12 protein-coding genes are annotated in these 16,645 nt (G+C 70.4%); 7 read left to right on the forward strand and 5 right to left on the reverse strand.

Annotated features, from left to right (window positions below):
* Window positions 1-104: 104 nt before the first annotated feature.
* Both uvrA and MY526_RS02630 read right to left on the reverse strand, forming a co-directional pair.
* Window positions 105-2,996 carry an excinuclease ABC subunit UvrA gene (gene uvrA, locus MY526_RS02625; protein ID WP_436694533.1) on the reverse strand — a complete coding sequence of 964 codons (2,892 nt, stop codon included), beginning with the start codon at window positions 2,994-2,996 and terminating at the stop codon, window positions 105-107.
* Between the two features lie 127 nt (window positions 2,997-3,123).
* Window positions 3,124-4,548 carry an amidase gene (locus MY526_RS02630; protein WP_436703167.1) on the reverse strand — a complete coding sequence of 475 codons (1,425 nt, stop codon included), beginning with the start codon at window positions 4,546-4,548 and terminating at the stop codon, window positions 3,124-3,126.
* Window positions 4,549-4,596: 48 nt separating this feature from the next.
* On the opposite strand from MY526_RS02630, the gene MY526_RS02635 reads away from it, so the two are divergent.
* From MY526_RS02635 to MY526_RS02645, 3 genes are all read left to right on the forward strand, one after another.
* Window positions 4,597-5,265 (forward strand): MBL fold metallo-hydrolase, encoded by a 669-nt coding sequence (locus MY526_RS02635; protein ID WP_436694531.1) that lies wholly within the window; start codon window positions 4,597-4,599, stop codon window positions 5,263-5,265.
* Between the two features lie 4 nt (window positions 5,266-5,269).
* Window positions 5,270-5,713 (forward strand): PPOX class F420-dependent oxidoreductase, encoded by a 444-nt coding sequence (locus MY526_RS02640; protein WP_436703168.1) that lies wholly within the window; start codon window positions 5,270-5,272, stop codon window positions 5,711-5,713.
* Between the two features lie 416 nt (window positions 5,714-6,129).
* Window positions 6,130-6,804, forward strand: a complete 675-nt coding sequence (locus tag MY526_RS02645) for a maleylpyruvate isomerase N-terminal domain-containing protein (RefSeq protein WP_436703169.1) — start codon at window positions 6,130-6,132, stop codon at window positions 6,802-6,804.
* Window positions 6,805-7,200: 396 nt separating this feature from the next.
* On the opposite strand, the gene MY526_RS02650 is transcribed toward MY526_RS02645, so the two are convergent.
* Window positions 7,201-8,238, reverse strand: a complete 1,038-nt coding sequence (locus tag MY526_RS02650) for a transposase (protein ID WP_436703170.1) — start codon at window positions 8,236-8,238, stop codon at window positions 7,201-7,203.
* A 457-nt stretch (window positions 8,239-8,695) separates the two neighbouring features.
* On the opposite strand from MY526_RS02650, the gene MY526_RS02655 reads away from it, so the two are divergent.
* Entirely contained in the window at window positions 8,696-9,295 is a 600-nt protein-coding gene (locus MY526_RS02655; RefSeq protein ID WP_436703171.1) for a hypothetical protein, read from the forward strand.
* An 877-nt stretch (window positions 9,296-10,172) separates the two neighbouring features.
* Here the strand turns inward: MY526_RS02655 and MY526_RS02660 are convergent.
* Both MY526_RS02660 and MY526_RS02665 read right to left on the reverse strand, forming a co-directional pair.
* Window positions 10,173-11,384, reverse strand: coding sequence for a serine hydrolase domain-containing protein (locus tag MY526_RS02660; protein WP_436703172.1), 1,212 nt, complete (start codon window positions 11,382-11,384; stop codon window positions 10,173-10,175).
* A 956-nt stretch (window positions 11,385-12,340) separates the two neighbouring features.
* Window positions 12,341-13,021 (reverse strand): hypothetical protein, encoded by a 681-nt coding sequence (locus tag MY526_RS02665; protein WP_436693757.1) that lies wholly within the window; start codon window positions 13,019-13,021, stop codon window positions 12,341-12,343.
* A 1,991-nt stretch (window positions 13,022-15,012) separates the two neighbouring features.
* Between MY526_RS02665 and MY526_RS02670 the strand changes: the two genes are divergently transcribed.
* From MY526_RS02670 to MY526_RS02680, 3 genes are all read left to right on the forward strand, one after another.
* Entirely contained in the window at window positions 15,013-15,636 is a 624-nt protein-coding gene (locus tag MY526_RS02670) for a hypothetical protein (RefSeq protein WP_436693755.1), read from the forward strand.
* Window positions 15,629-16,120: a hypothetical protein gene (locus MY526_RS02675; protein ID WP_436703173.1), complete on the forward strand. Its 492-nt coding sequence runs from the start codon at window positions 15,629-15,631 to the stop codon at window positions 16,118-16,120. Before MY526_RS02670 ends, MY526_RS02675 begins: the two co-directional genes overlap by 8 nt.
* Window positions 16,121-16,374: 254 nt before the next feature.
* Window positions 16,375-16,506, forward strand: coding sequence for a hypothetical protein (locus MY526_RS02680; protein ID WP_436693753.1), 132 nt, complete (start codon window positions 16,375-16,377; stop codon window positions 16,504-16,506).
* The last annotated feature ends 139 nt before the right edge of the window (window positions 16,507-16,645 follow it).

The following is a 16,645-nucleotide window of genomic DNA, read 5'->3' on the forward strand; positions in this document are numbered from 1 at the left end:
GGACGTGACCGCGGTCACCTGCACCCTAGCCGCGCACCGCCCAGCGCGTCAGCCGGACGTCCGGGCCCCGGAGCCGCCCGGTGGGGGACGGCTCCGGGCCCGCCTCAGCTGGCCTTCTTGCGGACCCGCTTCTTCGGCGCGGCCGCGGCGGCGACGGCGTCCGGGTCGAGGATCTTCGCCAGGTACCGGCCGGTGTGGCTCTCCGGCACGCCGGCGACGAACTCCGGCGGCCCCTCGGCGACGACCGTGCCGCCGCGGAACCCGCCCTCGGGGCCCATGTCGATGAGCCAGTCGGCGCTCTTGATCACGTCGAGGTTGTGCTCGATGACGACCACCGAGTTGCCCTTGTCGACCAGGCCCTGCAGCACCAGCAGCAGCTTGCGGATGTCCTCGAAGTGCAGGCCGGTGGTCGGCTCGTCGAGGACGTAGATGCTGCGGCCGTTGGAGCGCTTCTGCAGCTCGCTGGCCAGCTTGACCCGCTGCGCCTCGCCGCCGGACAGCGTGGTCGCCGGCTGGCCCAGCCGCACGTAGCCCAGGCCGACCTCCGTGAGGGTGCGCAGGTAGCGGGCGATCGCCGGGATGGCCGCGAAGAAGTCGGCCGCCTCCTCGATCGGCATGTCGAGGACCTCGGCGACGGTCTTGCCCTTGTAGTGCACCTCGAGGGTCTCCCGGTTGAACCGGGCCCCCTTGCACACCTCGCACGGCACGTAGACGTCCGGCAGGAAGTTCATCTCGATCTTCAGGGTGCCGTCGCCGGAGCACGCCTCGCAGCGTCCGCCCTTGACGTTGAACGAGAACCGGCCGGGCAGGTAGCCGCGCATCTTCGCCTCGGTGGTGCTGGCGAACAGCTTGCGCACGTGGTCCCAGACCCCGGTGTAGGTGGCCGGGTTGGACCGGGGCGTGCGGCCGATCGGCGACTGGTCGACGTGCACCACCTTGTCGAGGTGCTCCAGGCCGGTGACGGTCCGGTGCCGGCCGGCGACCATCCGCGCGCGGTTGAGCTGGTTGGCCAGCGTCGTGTACAGGATGTCGTTGACCAGCGTGGACTTGCCGGATCCGGACACCCCGGTGACCGCGACGAAGCAGCCGAGCGGGAAGGTGACGTCGACCCCGCGGAGGTTGTGCTCGCGGGCGCCCTTGACCACCAGCTCCCGGCCGGGCGTGAGCTCGCGCCGGACCTTCGGGATCTCGATCGCCATGCGCCCGGACAGGTACGCCCCGGTCAGCGAGCGCTCGCTCGTCATCAGGTCGTCGAGGTGGCCGCTGACGACGATCTCGCCGCCGTGCTCGCCGGCGCCGGGGCCGATGTCGACGATCCAGTCGGCGACCTTGATCGTGTCCTCGTCGTGCTCGACCACGATCAGGGTGTTGCCCATGTCGCGCAGCCGGACCAGCGTCTCGATCAGCCGGGTGTTGTCGCGCTGGTGCAGCCCGATCGACGGCTCGTCGAGGACGTAGAGGACGCCGACCAGCCCGGACCCGATCTGGGTGGCCAGCCGGATCCGCTGCGCCTCGCCACCGGCGAGCGTGGCGGCCGGCCGGTCGAGGGACAGGTAGTCGAGGCCGACGTCGACGAGGAAGGACAGCCGGGCCTGGATCTCCCTGAGGACGCGGTCGGCGATGGCCCGCTCCCGGTCGCCCAGCTCGAGCCCGCCGAGCCACTCGGAGGCGTCACCGATGGAGAGGTTGGTGACCTCGGCGATCGAGCGTCCGTTGAGCTTGACGGCGAGGATCTCGGGCTTGAGGCGGGTGCCGTGGCAGACGGGACAGGGCACGTCGCGCATGTAGCCCTCGTACTTGTCCCGCGCCCAGTCGCTGTCGGTGTCCTCGTGTCGGCGCTCGAGGAACGGCATCACGCCCTCGAACGCGGCGTAGTAGCTGCGCTCGCGGCCGTACCGGTTCTTGTAGCGGACGTGCACCTGGTCCGGGGAGCCGTGCAGGATCGCCTTCTGCGCCTTGGCCGGCAGCCGCTCCCACGGGTCGTCCATCGAGAAGCCGAGCTGCTGCGACAGCCCGGAGAGCAGCCGGAGGAAGTACTCGTTGGTCATCGAGCTGGCCCACGGGGCGACCGCGCCCTGCGCGAGGCTCTTCTCCGGATCGGGGATGACCAGCTCGGGGTCGACCTCCTTGCGGGTGCCGATGCCGGTGCACTCGGGGCAGGCGCCGAACGGCGAGTTGAAGGAGAACGACCGGGGCTCGAGCGCCTCGAACGACAGCCCGTCGTCGACGCAGGCGAGGTGCTCGGAGTAGGTGCGCTCGCGGTGCGGGTCGTCGTCGGGGAGGTCGACGAAGTCGAGGACGACGAGCCCGCCGGCGAGGCCGAGGGCGGTCTCCACCGAGTCGGTCAGCCGGCGCTTGGCGCTCTCCTTGACCGTGAGCCGGTCGACGATCACCTCGATCGTGTGCTTCTCCTGCTTCTTGAGCTTCGGCGGCTCGGTCAGCGGGTGCACGGTTCCGTCGACCCGCACGCGGGAGAAGCCCTGGGTCTGCAGCGAGCTGAACAGGTCGACGTACTCGCCCTTGCGGGCGCGGACGACGGGCGCGAGCACCTGGAAGCGGGTGCCCTCCTCCATCTCGAGGACCTGGTCGACGATCTGCTGCGGCGTCTGCCGGGAGATCGGCTTGCCACAGTTGGGGCAGTGCGGCTGGCCGGCCCGGGCGTAGAGCAGCCGCAGGTAGTCGTAGACCTCGGTGATGGTGCCGACGGTCGAGCGGGGGTTGCGGTTGGTCGACTTCTGGTCGATCGAGACCGCGGGCGACAGGCCCTCGATGAAGTCGACGTCGGGCTTGTCCATCTGGCCCAGGAACTGCCGCGCGTAGGCCGACAGCGACTCGACGTACCGGCGCTGGCCCTCGGCGAAGATCGTGTCGAAGGCGAGGCTGGACTTGCCCGAGCCGGAGAGCCCCGTGAACACGATCAGCGCGTCGCGGGGGAGGTCGAGGTGGACGTCCTTGAGATTGTGCTCGCGGGCGCCGCGGACGACGAGGCGGTCCATGTGATCCCTGTCGGTCGTGCTCGGTGGAGGCCAAGCCGGTGGGGTGCTGCCGTGCGGGTGGTGCGGGGACGCCGGGCCCGGTCGCGCGCCGACGCCGGCCGCGGCGGCGGTGCCGGGCCGGTCTTGCTCAGGCGGGTGCTGGGACCGGTGGTGCAGTCGGGTCGAAGACCGGCGCGTACCGGCGCCACGGCTGTCGCCGCTCCAGCTCTCCGGCGACCCAGAGTAGTCGCGTCTCGGCTCCTGGGGGGCCGGCGAACTGGACGGCCAGCGGGTGCCCCTCGGGCCGGGTGCCGGCGGGCAGGACCAGCGCGGGCAGGCCGGCCAGGTTCCAGGCCGCCGTCCACGGGGCCCAGCGGGCGTTGGCCGTCACGTTGGCCAGGAACGACCGCTCGTGCCACGGCCGGGCGGGCAGGGGCGGGCCGGTCGTCACCGGGCTGAGCAGCAGGTCGACGTCGGCGAAGAAGGCGGTCATGCGCTGCCGGAACCGGTCGGCGGTGGCCGGCCGGACCAGGCCGGCGGCGCGGACCGCCCGCCCGATGCGGGCGTGCGTGCGGCTGCGCGGCTGGAGGTCGGCCAGGTCGATGCCGAGGTGCTCGGCGTCGTTCGCCGCGCCGGCCATCCACCGCGCGACGGCTCCGGCCGCGGCACCCGGGCTGACCGGTGGATCCCTGCGGACGACGGTGTGCCCGGCGGCGGTGAGCAGTCCCACGACGGCGTCCACCGCCGCCCGCGCCGGGCCGTCGGCGCGGATCCCCGGCAGCGGCGACCGGGTGCTGACCGCGACGCGCAGCGGCCGATCGGGGGCGACCGGCGGTGCCGGCTCCTCCCCCGCCATCACGGCGTGGGCCAGCGCGAGGTCGGCCACCGTCGTCGCCAGCGCGCCGTTCTCCGCCATGCCCGACCAGTCGTCGGCGCCGATCCCGGCGGGGACGACGCCGCGGCCCGGCTTGAGCGTGACCAGGCCGCAGGCGGCCGCCGGGAGCCGCAGCGAGCCCAGGCCGTCGTTGCCGTGCGCCAGCGGGACCGCACCCGACGCGACCGCCGCCGCGCTGCCCCCGGAGCTGCCGGCCGGCGAGCGGGCGGTGTCCCAGGGGTTGCGGCTCACCGTGCCGGGGCCGTCGGTGGAGGCGTAGAGGCACAGCTCGGGGGCGCGCGTGAGGCCGACGACGACCGCGCCGGCGGCGCGCAGCCGGGCCACGACGGGGTGGTCCTGGGCCGCCGTCCGGCTCGGGCAGGCCGGCGAGCCGTCGGTGCAGGCCTCGCCGGCGACGTCGACGTTGTCCTTCACCGCGATCGGCACCCCCGCCAGCGGGAGTGATCCGCGGTCGGGAGCGGCGTCGACGGCAGCCGCCTCGGCCAGCGCGGCCTGCCGGCGGACCACCCGGAAGGCCCCGACGCGGGCCTCCACCTCGTCGAGGTGGGCGAGGTGCGCGCGCACCACGTCGACGGCGGACAGCTCCCCCGCACGCACGCGGGCGGCCAGCTCGGTGGCGGGGAGGCCGACGATCGTCCGGCCCTCGGCACCGACCGGCAGACCTCCGCTAGCGTCCATGCCGAGGACCGTAACCGCGGCCGCCGACACTCTCGAACGGAGTCCAGGATGAGCTCGGGGACCTACACCGGCGACGTCGAGGTGGGCGGGCCCGCCGACGTCCGGGAGCTGCCGGGGCTGACCATCAGCAAGCTCGCGGTGAGCGAGATGGCCAACAACGCCTACCTGCTCCGCTGCGCCACGACCGGCGAGGCGCTGCTGATCGACGCGGCCGCCGAGCCCGACGCGCTGCGCACCCTGATCGGCGACACCGACCTGCGCACCGTCGTCACCACGCACGGGCACTGGGACCACCACCGCGCCCTCCCCCAGGTCGTGGAGGCGACCGGCGCGACCACGGTGGCCCACCCGGCGGACGCCGGCGACCTCCCCGTCCCGGTGCAGCGGCCGGTCGAGCACGGCGACACGGTGACCGTCGGCGCGCAGACCCTCGAGGTCGTGCACCTGCGCGGGCACACACCGGGCAGCATCGCGCTGGTCTGGCACGGCCCGGACGACGCCGGCACGCACGTCTTCACCGGCGACAGCCTCTTCCCCGGCGGCGTCGGCAACACCCAGAAGGACCCGCAGCGGTTCGCCAGCCTGATCGACGACGTCGAGCAGCGGCTGTTCGGCACGCTGCCCGACGACACCTGGGTCTATCCCGGCCACGGCAAGGACACGACGCTCGGCGCCGAGCGCCCGCACCTCGGGGAGTGGCGCGCCCGCGGGTGGTGATCCGGTGACCTTCCGGGCCGACGAGGTGGAGTTCCTGCGGTCCCACGGGATCGCTCGGCTGGCGACGCTGGGTGTAGACGGTCAACCCGACGTCGTCCCGGTCGCCGTCGAGTTCGACGGTGCGCACTTCTGGGTCGGCGGCTCCGGGGCGAGCGTCCTGCGGACCCGCAAGGTCGGCAACGTGCGGGCCGGACGTCGCAAGGTCGCCCTGGTGGTGGACGACCTGCCCTCCTTCGACCCGTTCATCGCGCGCGGGATCCGGGTCTACGGCGTGGCCGACGGTCCGGTGGAGCGGGTCGGAATGGTGGGTCCGGGTCTGTACCTGCGCATCACCCCCCAGGTCTCCTGGAGCTGGAACATGGCCGGCGAGCCGGTCGGCGCCACCTGGTACGAGACGAGACGGACAGTCCACGACAGCTCAGCGAGCGGAGCCGACGACCTGAGCTGACTGCTCGACCCTCTTCCCCGGGGGTCCAGGGAGGACATCGAACCCGACGGACCTCACGTCGCTGATACACGACCTCGAGGCGCGGAGCTTTGGCCGTCTCGACGACGCGACGTGGTTCTAACCCGGCCACGTGAAGAACAGAACCCTCGGCGCCGAACGGCCCCAGTTCGGAGAGTGGCGCGTCCGAGGGGATGACCGTAAAGGCGGCCTAAGGGACACCTCCGCAAGCCCGGACGCATCGGGCCGACGAGGTCGCTGAGAGTTCCAAACGCAAAGGCCCGCCACGACCGTTCCGAGCGCTTCTCGGCTAGGTGCGCGTGCGAAGGCGTCACATTCGCCGGACTGCGGTGCCTTGACAGGCGCCGCGTCACGGTCCACGGTGCGGCCCCACGTCCCGTCTGATGCAGAGGTGTGTCGTGCGCCACGGACACGAGCAGGCCATCGAGGTCCTCGACCGAGAGCTCGACGGCGTGAGCGGCGTCTTGACCGACCTGACAGATGCCGACTGGGAGCGGCCTACCCACCTGGTTCCCGAGGGTGAAGGAATCACGCCCTGGCGGGTTGCCGATCTGGTGGCCCACATCGACATCTCCATCGGCCTGACCCTCGGACTGCTCGACAGCATCCAGACGGGCCAGCCCGGCCGGGACCGGGCCAGCTTCTTCATCGCCGAGCGAAGCACGGTCGCCCCGGTCGTCTACGCCTACGCCCTGGCACACGCCGCGGAGGGCGACCGGACCAGCTTGGTGGAGCGGACGCGCTCCACCTTCGCTGCCAGTCTGGCGGGTATCCGCAACCACCCCCCGGACACCATCGGGTCCGGGTTCTTCGCCCTCATGCGCCTGGAGGAGTGGGTACCCACTCGCGTGGTCGAGGCGGTGGTGCACGGGATCGACCTCACGGACGCCCTGGACCGCACCAGCGTGGCGACGCCCGAAGGCATCGCCACGACAGCCGGCATCCTGGATGACGTGCTGGCCCGTCGCACAGTCGCGGGACGGCCCCCAGATCTCATTGACGACGTGATGTGGGTACGGGCGGCGTCAGGTCGAACCGCTCACCCCGACCCACGACTCCCGCTGATCGTGTGAAATGCGTCGACACCGGGGCTCGCAGCTTCCCCGCGGAGCAGTTTCCGGCCGACGGGGACGCAGCCGCGAGGAGTGAAACGTCCCTAAATGGGCCACTCAAGGACGCCGCGGCTGGTGCGGTCACTTAGCTCGCCTTTTAACTTCAGGCGGCTTCCTTCTTGATCGCGGGCTGGCGTGGTGCCGGTCCTCGTCGGCTGCCGATCGGGCGTCCGGGTGAGCGGCCGCAGGGTTTCGGTGGACTGGCCGGGGTGCCCAGGATCGGCAGGAGTCGAGGGAATCCGCGGCGGAGCCGGGCGGGAGTCAGCCGGTGCGCCGGCAGCCGGCGTCCCAGGGCAACCGCGCCTCGATCGCGATGGGCCGGGCCAGGCGCAGCTGGGCGTAGGCCAGGAGCACCACTCAGGTCCAGCGGTCGGCCTGCTCGGGCGTGCGCACCCTGGGAGTGGTCCAGCCCAGGGCCTGCTTGCAGAAGCGGAAGGTGTGCTCCAGGTCGAACCGGCGGATGTAGGCCCGCCAGCACAGGTTCAGGTCCGGGCGGCCGGGCCCGGCCCACCACAGCCACAGCGTCTTGACCGCCCGGGCGGTGGGCCGGGGCAGGTGCTCGACCTGGACCCGGATGACCGTGCTGGCCACGATCGGCGGCTGGGCGCAGTCGCTCCAGCGTCCCCGACCGGCCAGCTTGGGATGCAGCCCGCTCCAGCAGCCCACCTGCACCCGGCCGTACTGCTCGTCGTCGGCCTGCAGCGTCTGATCCGGGGCCGGCCAGGTGGCCGGGTCGGCACAGAGGAAGCGGGCGCCGTGCCGCGGCGGGCGGCCCAGCCGGCCCGCAACCGGTGCCGGGGCGGCGTAGAAGACCCGGTCGGAGCGGATCCGCGCCAGCACCGTCACCGGCAGATCGCCCAGGTCCACGGTGAGCGCGATCGGGTCGTAGCCGGCATCGAAGACGAACATCGGCGCCGCGCCGCGTTCCAGCCGGGCGGTCAGCGCGCGGACCTGGGCGGCGGTGACCCGGCCGACGTCCTCACCCGCCGACACCCGGTGGGCATCGACCGGAGCGGTCCACGAGTCGCGCTCGAAGCCGAGCTGGGCGATCCAGGAGTAACACCAGCCGGCCACGATCGGCTGACCGGCCGAGTGCCGGGTCGGTGAGTAGTAAAAACCGCGGCCTGGCGAGCACTCGGCATCGCAGCGCGGCCAGGTGCTGGCGTCCACGGCGAACACCGGGTGCGCCACCTGGGGCGTCCGCGCGGCCAGCAACTCGGCGATCCGGTCGGCGTCGACCTCGCCGACGGCCAGCGCGGCATACACGCTGCCCCAGCCCCGCCGGTGGACCGGCGGCAGGCTCAGGTGCGGCAGCGAGGGCATCGACTCAGCCGCCAGCAGCGCATCGACCAGCTCGAACAGCGCGTCACGACGCCGTCCCAGACAGCCGAACACTTCCTCACGGAAGCCCCGAAGCCGCGCCACCGCCAGGCTCTGGTCAACCCCACCGGTCGGGCACACACTGTCCATCGCGGCCACCGCCGTTGCTTCGAAGCATCGCAACTCCGAAGGATCCAGCGGTGGCCGCCCGCATGCCAGGCCCCGAATCACACCGGTGCAACTGCCGGACGCCTGGGGTTAAAAGGCGAGCTTAGGGACATGCGCGATGGTGGCCGGGGTAGGCGTCGGGTGGTTCTGGCGCGCCTACCCCGGTTGCCTGCACGGGCCCGACTCGATCGGGCTGCTCCCGTCTGAACTGCGGCGCTGATGCACCCACCCCTCGACCCGCGGCGCGAGTACACGTGGTCCGGTGCTGCCCCTCGTTCCTCCGATGTCGCTATGCGCTCGACTCGGGTGGGAGCCTGTTGCGCTAGCTCTCGCGGGTGCCGGATGGCTGACCGAAGGGGGCACGATGAGCGCCGCTAGAGACAACGTGCCATTGGAAGGCCGCTCGCATTTTCTGATCCTGACGATCCTGGCTGCGCTCGGCTTCGGGATGCTCTGGTGGGTAGAGAAGGTGCCAAATCAGCCCGAGAATGTGCGGTTCGGCATGTCGGAAGCCGCAGCCGGGCTGATGGCGGCAACGCTGGCTGTGATTGTCTCTCACCTCAGTCACAGGCGCGGTCGCGCGCGCCGAGCGGTGGTGTCTACGCACGGGGAAGATGCCTTGGGTTCCAGAAAAAGCGAGGGCGTCCTGCTATTAGTTGCGTCGGTCGGGTTGGTGATTGTTGCGATCCTGATTGCATTCTATCTGGAAATGTCGGTTGCCGCCGCCGCCGCGCTAGTCGCAGCAGTCCTCTCCTATGCACTTGCCGATCTCCTGCACGACACGTCCTCTACGGTTCGGACGCACCACACGTGGGGCTGGTTATTCATCGCGATTGTGCTCGTCGCTGCCGTCGTGTGCATTGTATCGGCCCCGAGTGTCGCTGAGGCGGTGGCGGCCATAGCGGCGGCGTTCGTAACTTTCGGAGGAAGTCTCGTTGGGCACGGGGAAGGCGCTGCTGCGTGACAGGCGCTGCATGCACGTCCCTTAGGCCGCCTTCAGGGCGAGAACAACAGTCGTAGCTGCCTGCCCGGGACTTAAGCATCGCGTCAGCTCGGGATCGCCTTGTGCCCGGACCGCTCCGCTTCCCGGGCGGTCCTGGGAGGACAACAAACCCGACCGACTTCACATCGCTACCTGGAGGAGCGGATCTTCGGCCTCTCGACGACGCGACGTGGTTCTACCCGGGCCACGGCAAGGACAGCACGATCGGCGCCGAGCGCCCGCACCTCGGGGAGTGGCGCGCCCGCGGCTGGTGACCCGGTGACCTTCGCCGCCGACGAGAGCGAGTTCCTGCGCTCCCACGGGATCGCTCGGCTGGCGACGCTGGGTGCAGACGATCAGCCCGACGTCGTCCCGATCGCCGTCGAGTTCGACGGTGCGTTCTTCTGCGAGAGCGTCCGGCGGACCCCCACGGTCGGCAGCGTGCGAGCCGGACGGCGGCACGGTCGCCCCTGGTGGTGGACGAACCCCCTCCTTCGACCCGTTCGTCGCGCGCGGGATCCGGGCCTACGGCGTGGCCGACGGTGCCGTGAAGCGAGTCGGGATGGTGGGTCCGGGTCTGCACCTGCGCACCACTCCCCAGGTCTCCTGGAGCTGGAACATGGCCGGCCAGCCGGTCGGCGCCACCTGGTATGAGACCCGACGGACATGATGGCTCGCCCGCTCCACGTGCTCGACCCGCGCGTTGGTCGGCACGAGTACGGGTCCTTCCCCGGGGGCCGGCGGTCGATCCTGCCGGTCGATCCTGCCGGTCGATCACGGCCCTGATCACGACGGACACCCGGCCACGGAGCGACGAGGCTCCGACCGTCGCGCGGCGACGGTCGGAGCCCCGATGACCTCAGCTGCTGGCAGCAGCCAGCGCTTCGATGCCCATGATCGCCTGTGGCCCTGGGGTATCCGCGTTCATGGTCACCGCCACGGCCGTACCGCTCTCGGCGTCGAAGCCGATGAACGCCGAGTGGGCGGCTCCGATGCCCATGTGACCCACGGCGGTGAGCTGGTCGGTCGCGTACTCCTCCAGTCCCAGGCCGTACTCGTGGACGACGCCGAACTGCGACAGGTCCTCCGCCGGGATGAACGCGCTCATCTCGGCCAGGCTGCGGTCGGAGAGCAGCCGGCCCTCGACCAGCGCCTCGGTGAAGGTGAGCAGATCCGAGGTGGTCGACTGGAGCCCGCCCGCCGCACCGCCGAGCGAGGGATGCTCGCTCTCGGTGTCGTCGACGAAGGCCTCCCCCTCCCTGGTGTAGCCGCGTGGTCCGCCGACGGCGACGACGCCGGTGTCGCGCATCCCGAGCGGCTCGGCGATGCGCTCGTGCACCTCCTCCTCCCAGGGGTTGCCGGTCACGTCCTCGATGATCTCGCCGAGGACGATGTAGTTGGTGTTGGAGTAGCGGTGCGGACCCCCGGGTTCCCCGGTACGTCCGGCCGCCTCGGCGACGGCGATGAGCTCCGACGGCGTCCACTCGCGCTGCGCGTCCGCCTCGACCGCAGGTGTGTTCTGGTACTCGTTCAGCCCGCTGGTGTGCTGGAGGAGCTGGCGCGGAGTGATCCGGTCGGCGTCCGCGAGATCGGGAAGGAAGCGCTCGATGCCGGCGTCGAGGTCGAGCTCTCCCTCCTCGGCCAGTTGCAGCGCGACGACGGCGACGAAGGTCTTCGTCACGCTGCCGACGTTCCAGGGGACGGCCGGGTCCACCGGCGGACTGTCCGCGTCTACCGTCTGGGAGCCCGTCGTCACCGTGACCGTGGCTCCGTCGGCCTCGCGAAGCGAGAGGACGGCGCCGACGAATTCGTGGTTCGCGTGATGCGACTCCAGGATGCCGGCAAGGGTCCGTTCGAGATCGGCGTCCCCCTGGAGTGCCGACGATGCGGTTCCGGCGGTGTTGGCCGAAGCGGCGGCAGCGGCCTCTCCGTCTGCGCCTCCGCACGCTGCCGCGACGGTCAGCGTGGCGAGCGCGGTTGCCGCCGCGAGGCTTCGGCGGAGGACCGCCGACCGGCGTGGGCGGTCAGGGGCAGGCTGCCGCGGAACGGGGGTGTGGGCGATGTGGGTCATGACGGTTTCCTCTCTGGACGACCCAGACCTGGACGGAGGAGCAGCAGGGCCAGGACCAGCCGGGCGGCGCACCGCGCACGCCCTCCCGGGGGCCGGAGCGGTGCGGGTGGGCTGAGGGACGGCGGTCATGCGAAACCTCCGGGGACGAGGCCGGCGCTGCAGGGTGGTGCAGCGGGCAGTGCGAGCGTGCCGCCGCCGTGGCGCCGTCCACGACCCCCGAGCAGGGGCGGATCCGGTCCCCCGCGAGTGGTCCAGGGCGCCGCACGGCCCCTCGCCCGGAGCCCGTGCCTGCCTCGCGGGAGGGAGGCAGATTGACTCGCGCGGGCCTGCCGGGCGGAACTCCGCAGCCAGACGATGAGCCCGCGTTGCCCTCCCTGCCGGGCCGCCTGCGCGAGGTGACGGCTCACGGGCTTCCGAGTCGATGCGGGTCTCGGCGTCGCTCGGGCGGTGGCGTCGGTCGGTCCCCCTCGCCGCGTCCGGACCGCTGGCCCTGGTGTGCGGCCCACTGTGGGACAAGCGGCCCGGAGGTACTTCTCGACCGACGTCTAGGTCGTCGGGTACCTACTCGCGTGCGGGGCCAAAGGCTCTGCGATCAGGATGGCTGCTTCCTACGCTTGGTTCGTGACGACGAAGCCACTGCAATGCTGGCTCGGGCTGCACGCGTACGTGACGGAACATCCCTCCGACGAGCGTTTCGAGGGCGTGCTGGGGCGTGTCTGCCGACGGTGCGGGAAGCGACAAGGCGCACTACGGGGCCCTGCCTCCCCCATTGGGCCGCCGAGCTGAGGTTCGTCGATCGAACGAGCTGAGAAGTCAACAGACCGTCCCTGAAGCCCGCCTTCCAGGGGACTGGTGCTGCCCGGCCCGGACGTTCCCGCGGATCGTGGTCAAGGCGTGCGGCTTGATGGCATTCCCGCGGGAACGTCCTGTTCAGTCGGCGCGAGTCGAGCTGCGCGTCACGTCGACCGCTCGACCTCCTCTGCTGCTTCCGCCGCCTCACGCGGCCCCGGCAGTTCAGCGCCGGCTGCCGGCGGCGAGTACAGGAGGGGCTGCCGCAAGTCGATGAAGTCCGGCGGCTCCGGGCTGAGGGCCATGAGCTGCTCCATGACCGCCTGCACCTCCGGCGGTGCCTCCTTGGTCTCGCCCTCGCGGGCCTCCGCCTCGGAGGTGAAGTAGATGACCTGGGCCCACCGGTCCGGCTCGTAGGTCATCATCACGCTGCCGAGGACATCGGGGCGGAAGTCCGCCATGTCCGCGGTGGACATCTGGGCAGCGAGCTCCTTGGCCCGTTCCCGGTCCGTCACCCGGCCCTGCATCACCTGCACGAATCCAGCCCGGTCCGGGTCCCCGGTCAGGTCGACCACGACGTCATCGCTGTCGGCGAAGGTCACCTCACCGTCGAAGAGCCTCTGCGTCTCCTCCCACCACCGGGACTGCTCCGGCCGCTCCGAGTTGCGGGCCGCGGCCTCGGCCGACTCGAAGCGGGCCACGGCGACGAACCGGCCGTCGTCAGCGACCCCGATCGTGCTGCCGAGCCAGCCGATCGAGCCGGGCTGAAGCTCCCGCATCCACGTATCCAGCGCCGTCCGCACCGCCTCGGCGTCCGACGTCCTGCCCTGAATGAGCTGAGCGAACATGGCGAGTCTCCCGCCGCCGTCGTCGGCCCCCGTGGGAAGGCCGACGCTAGGCCCGGGCAGCGGTCGGGGGGAACCGGTCCGGCGCGGTCCGTACGGAATCCGACGGCACGTCGCGACGGTCAGGCGCGGGGCTCACCCTCGGAGTCCAGCGGGGAGGACGCCGCCCCTGCGCCGGGCGGTGCGGACGGCGACTCCGGAGGCGAGGTGCCCCTGACCAGAGCCGGCGCCCGGGCAGGGCCTGACCCCCAGCGGGCAAGCAGTCGATGACCACCTCACCGAGCGGGACTCGACCGATGGGATCCGGCGGCGTACGGGGGAGAAGGACGATCAGCCCGACGTCGTACCGGTCGCTGTCGAGTTCGACGGTGCGGACTTCTGTGTCGGCGGCTCCGGTGCGAGCGTCCTGCCCGCAGCCGGCGTCAGCAGGCCCAGCCCGAACCGCAACCGAGCACGACCGGCAGTGTGGCCCGGCCCACGCCGGTCGAGAGCACACGAGGCCATGCCCTTCGAGTACCGCCAGCCTGACAGGTGCGTGGCCGACCGGTCCGGCCGTTCACCGCGGGCCTCTGCGGTGGAATCAGCGGCGCGACCGGCGCCCTCAACCTGTCACTGATCAGGCGCGTCGACGGGCCCGACGCCGCCGACGCCATGAGCGGCAGCCGGGGCCGATGCCGCACGGGCGAACAGGGACCGCAGAGTTTGCTTCTGAAAGGTCTCCTTGACGCCTCCATCAATCCCGACGCGATTCACACTGCCAACCCTTGACTGCCGGCCGAGGCGACGTCGTCGCCTCTGCACCGGTCCCTTGTGGCCGGGGTGGTCTACGCCATCCGACCGCTCGTCCGGCGTGTCGCCTCCCGTCGCGTCAATTGGCCCTGGGGACCGCCCGGACTTCGGTTGACTCGCTGGGGGGGACGGTGACGTCGCGGTGACACCGCGGTGACGTTCGCGCGCGCAATATAGGTTTGCGACGACACGCCGCCGCATCGAATGTGCGGCGAACCGCATGTAGTCACGACAGGCTGCCGTCGGCAACGGCAGCGGGCACTGGTCAGGAGGAGGTAGTCCCATGGCGGCCAATACGCAGCAGGGAAACTGGCGGTTCTGCAACAAGTGCTTCACACTCTGGTGGAACGGCGCATCCACCAACGGCGTGTGTCCCGCAGGCGGCGCCCACGATGGGCGGGGGAGCTGGAACTTCTACCTCCCGGCCAACTCGAACGAGGTCTTGCAGAAGTAGCTGCTGAGAGTTCTTCGGGAAAGCTGCTTGCTCGGCCGCCTGGATTACTCGGATGCCTCCCCTGGTCATCCCGCGACACGTTGCGGTGAGGCCGGGGCCAGCCGACAGGTGACCCTCCGGGGAGGGCCGAGAACCCACCACTTCGTCAGAATGCGTCTGGGGTGGCGACCGCGCAGGGGCGGCCGAGGTCGCGGACATCATGGCGGCAACTCTCGCCTTTCAGCGCATGAACTTGGCCTCGGCGCGGGTGGACCAAGCAGTCCGTCATCGGGGCGGCGACCTCGCACCTAATGCCTCCAGCGATCGTAGCGGCGCGGACACGGTGTCTCCAGTGGGCCGCTGCGCGACTTGCTGGACCGTCGGCCCGGACGGTAGGCAGTACCCGCCTTGCCGAGCCTGCTTGTCCCCGCCGTCGGCCGCAGAACCTGATCAGGGTGTTCTGCGGCCATGCCCGCGTACTCCGAGTTCATGACGTTGCCGAAGCCAAACTCTCTCGGAGAGACCCTCGTGAAGCTGCCCGAGCCCTCGGGTCCTGCTGCCGACAGCGACTCGTACCGCGGGTCTGCCATTCGTGACGCGGGTCGATGTTGGCCCGACTCGTTTTGGACGACCGATTCCCAGCGAGCTGGCCGGAGTTGTCTTGCGGCAGCTGATCAGCCACGAGGCGTCCGTGGACCGCACGGTTGACGGTCTCTGAACGACAGGCGAGGCGCGTACCGGGACATGGGGCCGAGTTGAGGGAGGCGGGACGATGTTCGAATCGATGACACGCTTCACAGACATGACGGGACAGATCGATAGGATTCGCCGAGCGAGCTCGACTCTCCTCAGGCAAGGGGATCGGGCGGAGGCGGCCGCTCTCGTGTCCGTTCTGCAAGACGTCGGAGGGACGTTCACTGCGGTTGAGCTGGTACTGAAGCGGTTTCTCTCGCTTCGGTTCGAAGCCAAGCGGGAAGACGACGCGACTACCTTGATCGAACTTCAGGGTGGAGAGCCGGCGAAGTTGATCGGCGAGATGCGGGCCCGCTCCAGCAAGATTGGCCATCTCTATTGGGATAGCCTACGAGGCTGGTTCGCTCGGTCCGGGATATCCGATCAAGAGCGGCGCGATCTGGAGACGCTCTTCGAGGCGATCGGCAATTCAGACAATGATGTCATAAAGCCAGCCGTGAGGGAGATAATCGATTGGTTGCAGGTGAACGCCGACTCCGTCGCAGAATCTGTCCGGAAGGGGGAGTTCAAGAAGGCAAAGGAGCAGGTGGACACTGCGGGACAGGAAGTTGCACCCATTAGGCGCGCCATGGGCAAGGTGGCCGCGGATCTCCTCGACCTCGAGATCCAGTTCACGCCACTATCCTTCGGTCGCCATGAGTGATCCTCGGGTCACGATCGGCGTGGCTCTGATTGCTGCCGTTACTGCATTGACAGGAGCTGCGGTGGCCGCGATCACCGCGAGCATTCGTCAACACCAGCAGTTGAGACACGACCGGATACTCGCAGACGTCTCAGAATTGCGTGGTGTCTTGGATGACGCTGTGCGGTCCACCGCCCGTGCGGCACGCTTCATAAGCGAGGCAGCCCGAGGCGAGCACATAGGCGACGAGCGAGACCGGAGGTTCGACGAGGCGCAGCACGACCTGCTTACCAACGCCCTGCGCATGCGGATTCGACTCGGCGACGGTGCACCCTACCAGGCGTGCAAGCAAGTCGCGCAAGCGTTCGCCAACTTCAGCAGTAACGTCGTAAGCGATGGTGTCCGGGATCGACAGACTATGGAATTTGACGCTGCAAGCGAGACGCTGGCCGAAGCAGCGAAGGCTGTAGCAGGGTCCCACACCAGCATGTCGCGAACCAATTGAACGAGTGTTCACGAGGGGAAGCTCGCTATTGAAGCTGCTGCCCGGCTTCGACGAGGGGCAGTCGAGTTCTGACCGGGCCTGATGAACGAGTGACTCTCCAGTGTCCCAGAGCCGCCATCAGGGCGAGAAGGACGGTCGACACCCGCCTGCCCGGGACTTGACCGTCCCCTCATGTCCGGATCGCCGCGCGGCCCCAGAGCCCTGCTTCCCCGGGGGTCCTTGAGGACGACAAGCCGACCGACTTCACGTCGCTGGTGGACGATCTGGAGGAGCGGATCTTCGGGCGTCTCGACGATTCGACGTGGGTCTATCCCGGCCACGGCAATGACACGACGATCGGCGCCGAGCGCCCGCATCTCGGGGAGTGGCGCGCGTGCGGGTGCTGACGCGCTGACCTCCGGAGCCGACGGGACCGAGTTCCTGCGCTCCCACGGATTCGCTCGGCTGGCGACGTCGGGGAAGGACGATCAGCCCACTTCCTGCGGACCCGCACGGTCAGCAACGTGCGAGCCGGACGCCGCAAGG

The organism is Geodermatophilus sp. CPCC 205761, from assembly GCF_051383655.1.
In the GTDB taxonomy this organism is placed as follows: Bacteria; Actinomycetota; Actinomycetes; order Mycobacteriales; family Geodermatophilaceae; genus Geodermatophilus.

Coding starts and splice junctions, on each gene's coding strand:
- uvrA (WP_436694533.1), bottom strand. CDS start 2,996: ATGGACCGCCTCGTCGTCCGCGGCGCCCGCGAGCACAATCTCAAGGAC.
- MY526_RS02630 (WP_436703167.1), bottom strand. CDS start 4,548: ATGGACGCTAGCGGAGGTCTGCCGGTCGGTGCCGAGGGCCGGACGATC.
- MY526_RS02635 (WP_436694531.1), top strand. CDS start 4,597: ATGAGCTCGGGGACCTACACCGGCGACGTCGAGGTGGGCGGGCCCGCC.
- MY526_RS02655 (WP_436703171.1), top strand. CDS start 8,696: ATGAGCGCCGCTAGAGACAACGTGCCATTGGAAGGCCGCTCGCATTTT.
- MY526_RS02660 (WP_436703172.1), bottom strand. CDS start 11,384: ATGACCCACATCGCCCACACCCCCGTTCCGCGGCAGCCTGCCCCTGAC.
- MY526_RS02665 (WP_436693757.1), bottom strand. CDS start 13,021: ATGTTCGCTCAGCTCATTCAGGGCAGGACGTCGGACGCCGAGGCGGTG.
- MY526_RS02670 (WP_436693755.1), top strand. CDS start 15,013: ATGTTCGAATCGATGACACGCTTCACAGACATGACGGGACAGATCGAT.
- MY526_RS02675 (WP_436703173.1), top strand. CDS start 15,629: ATGAGTGATCCTCGGGTCACGATCGGCGTGGCTCTGATTGCTGCCGTT.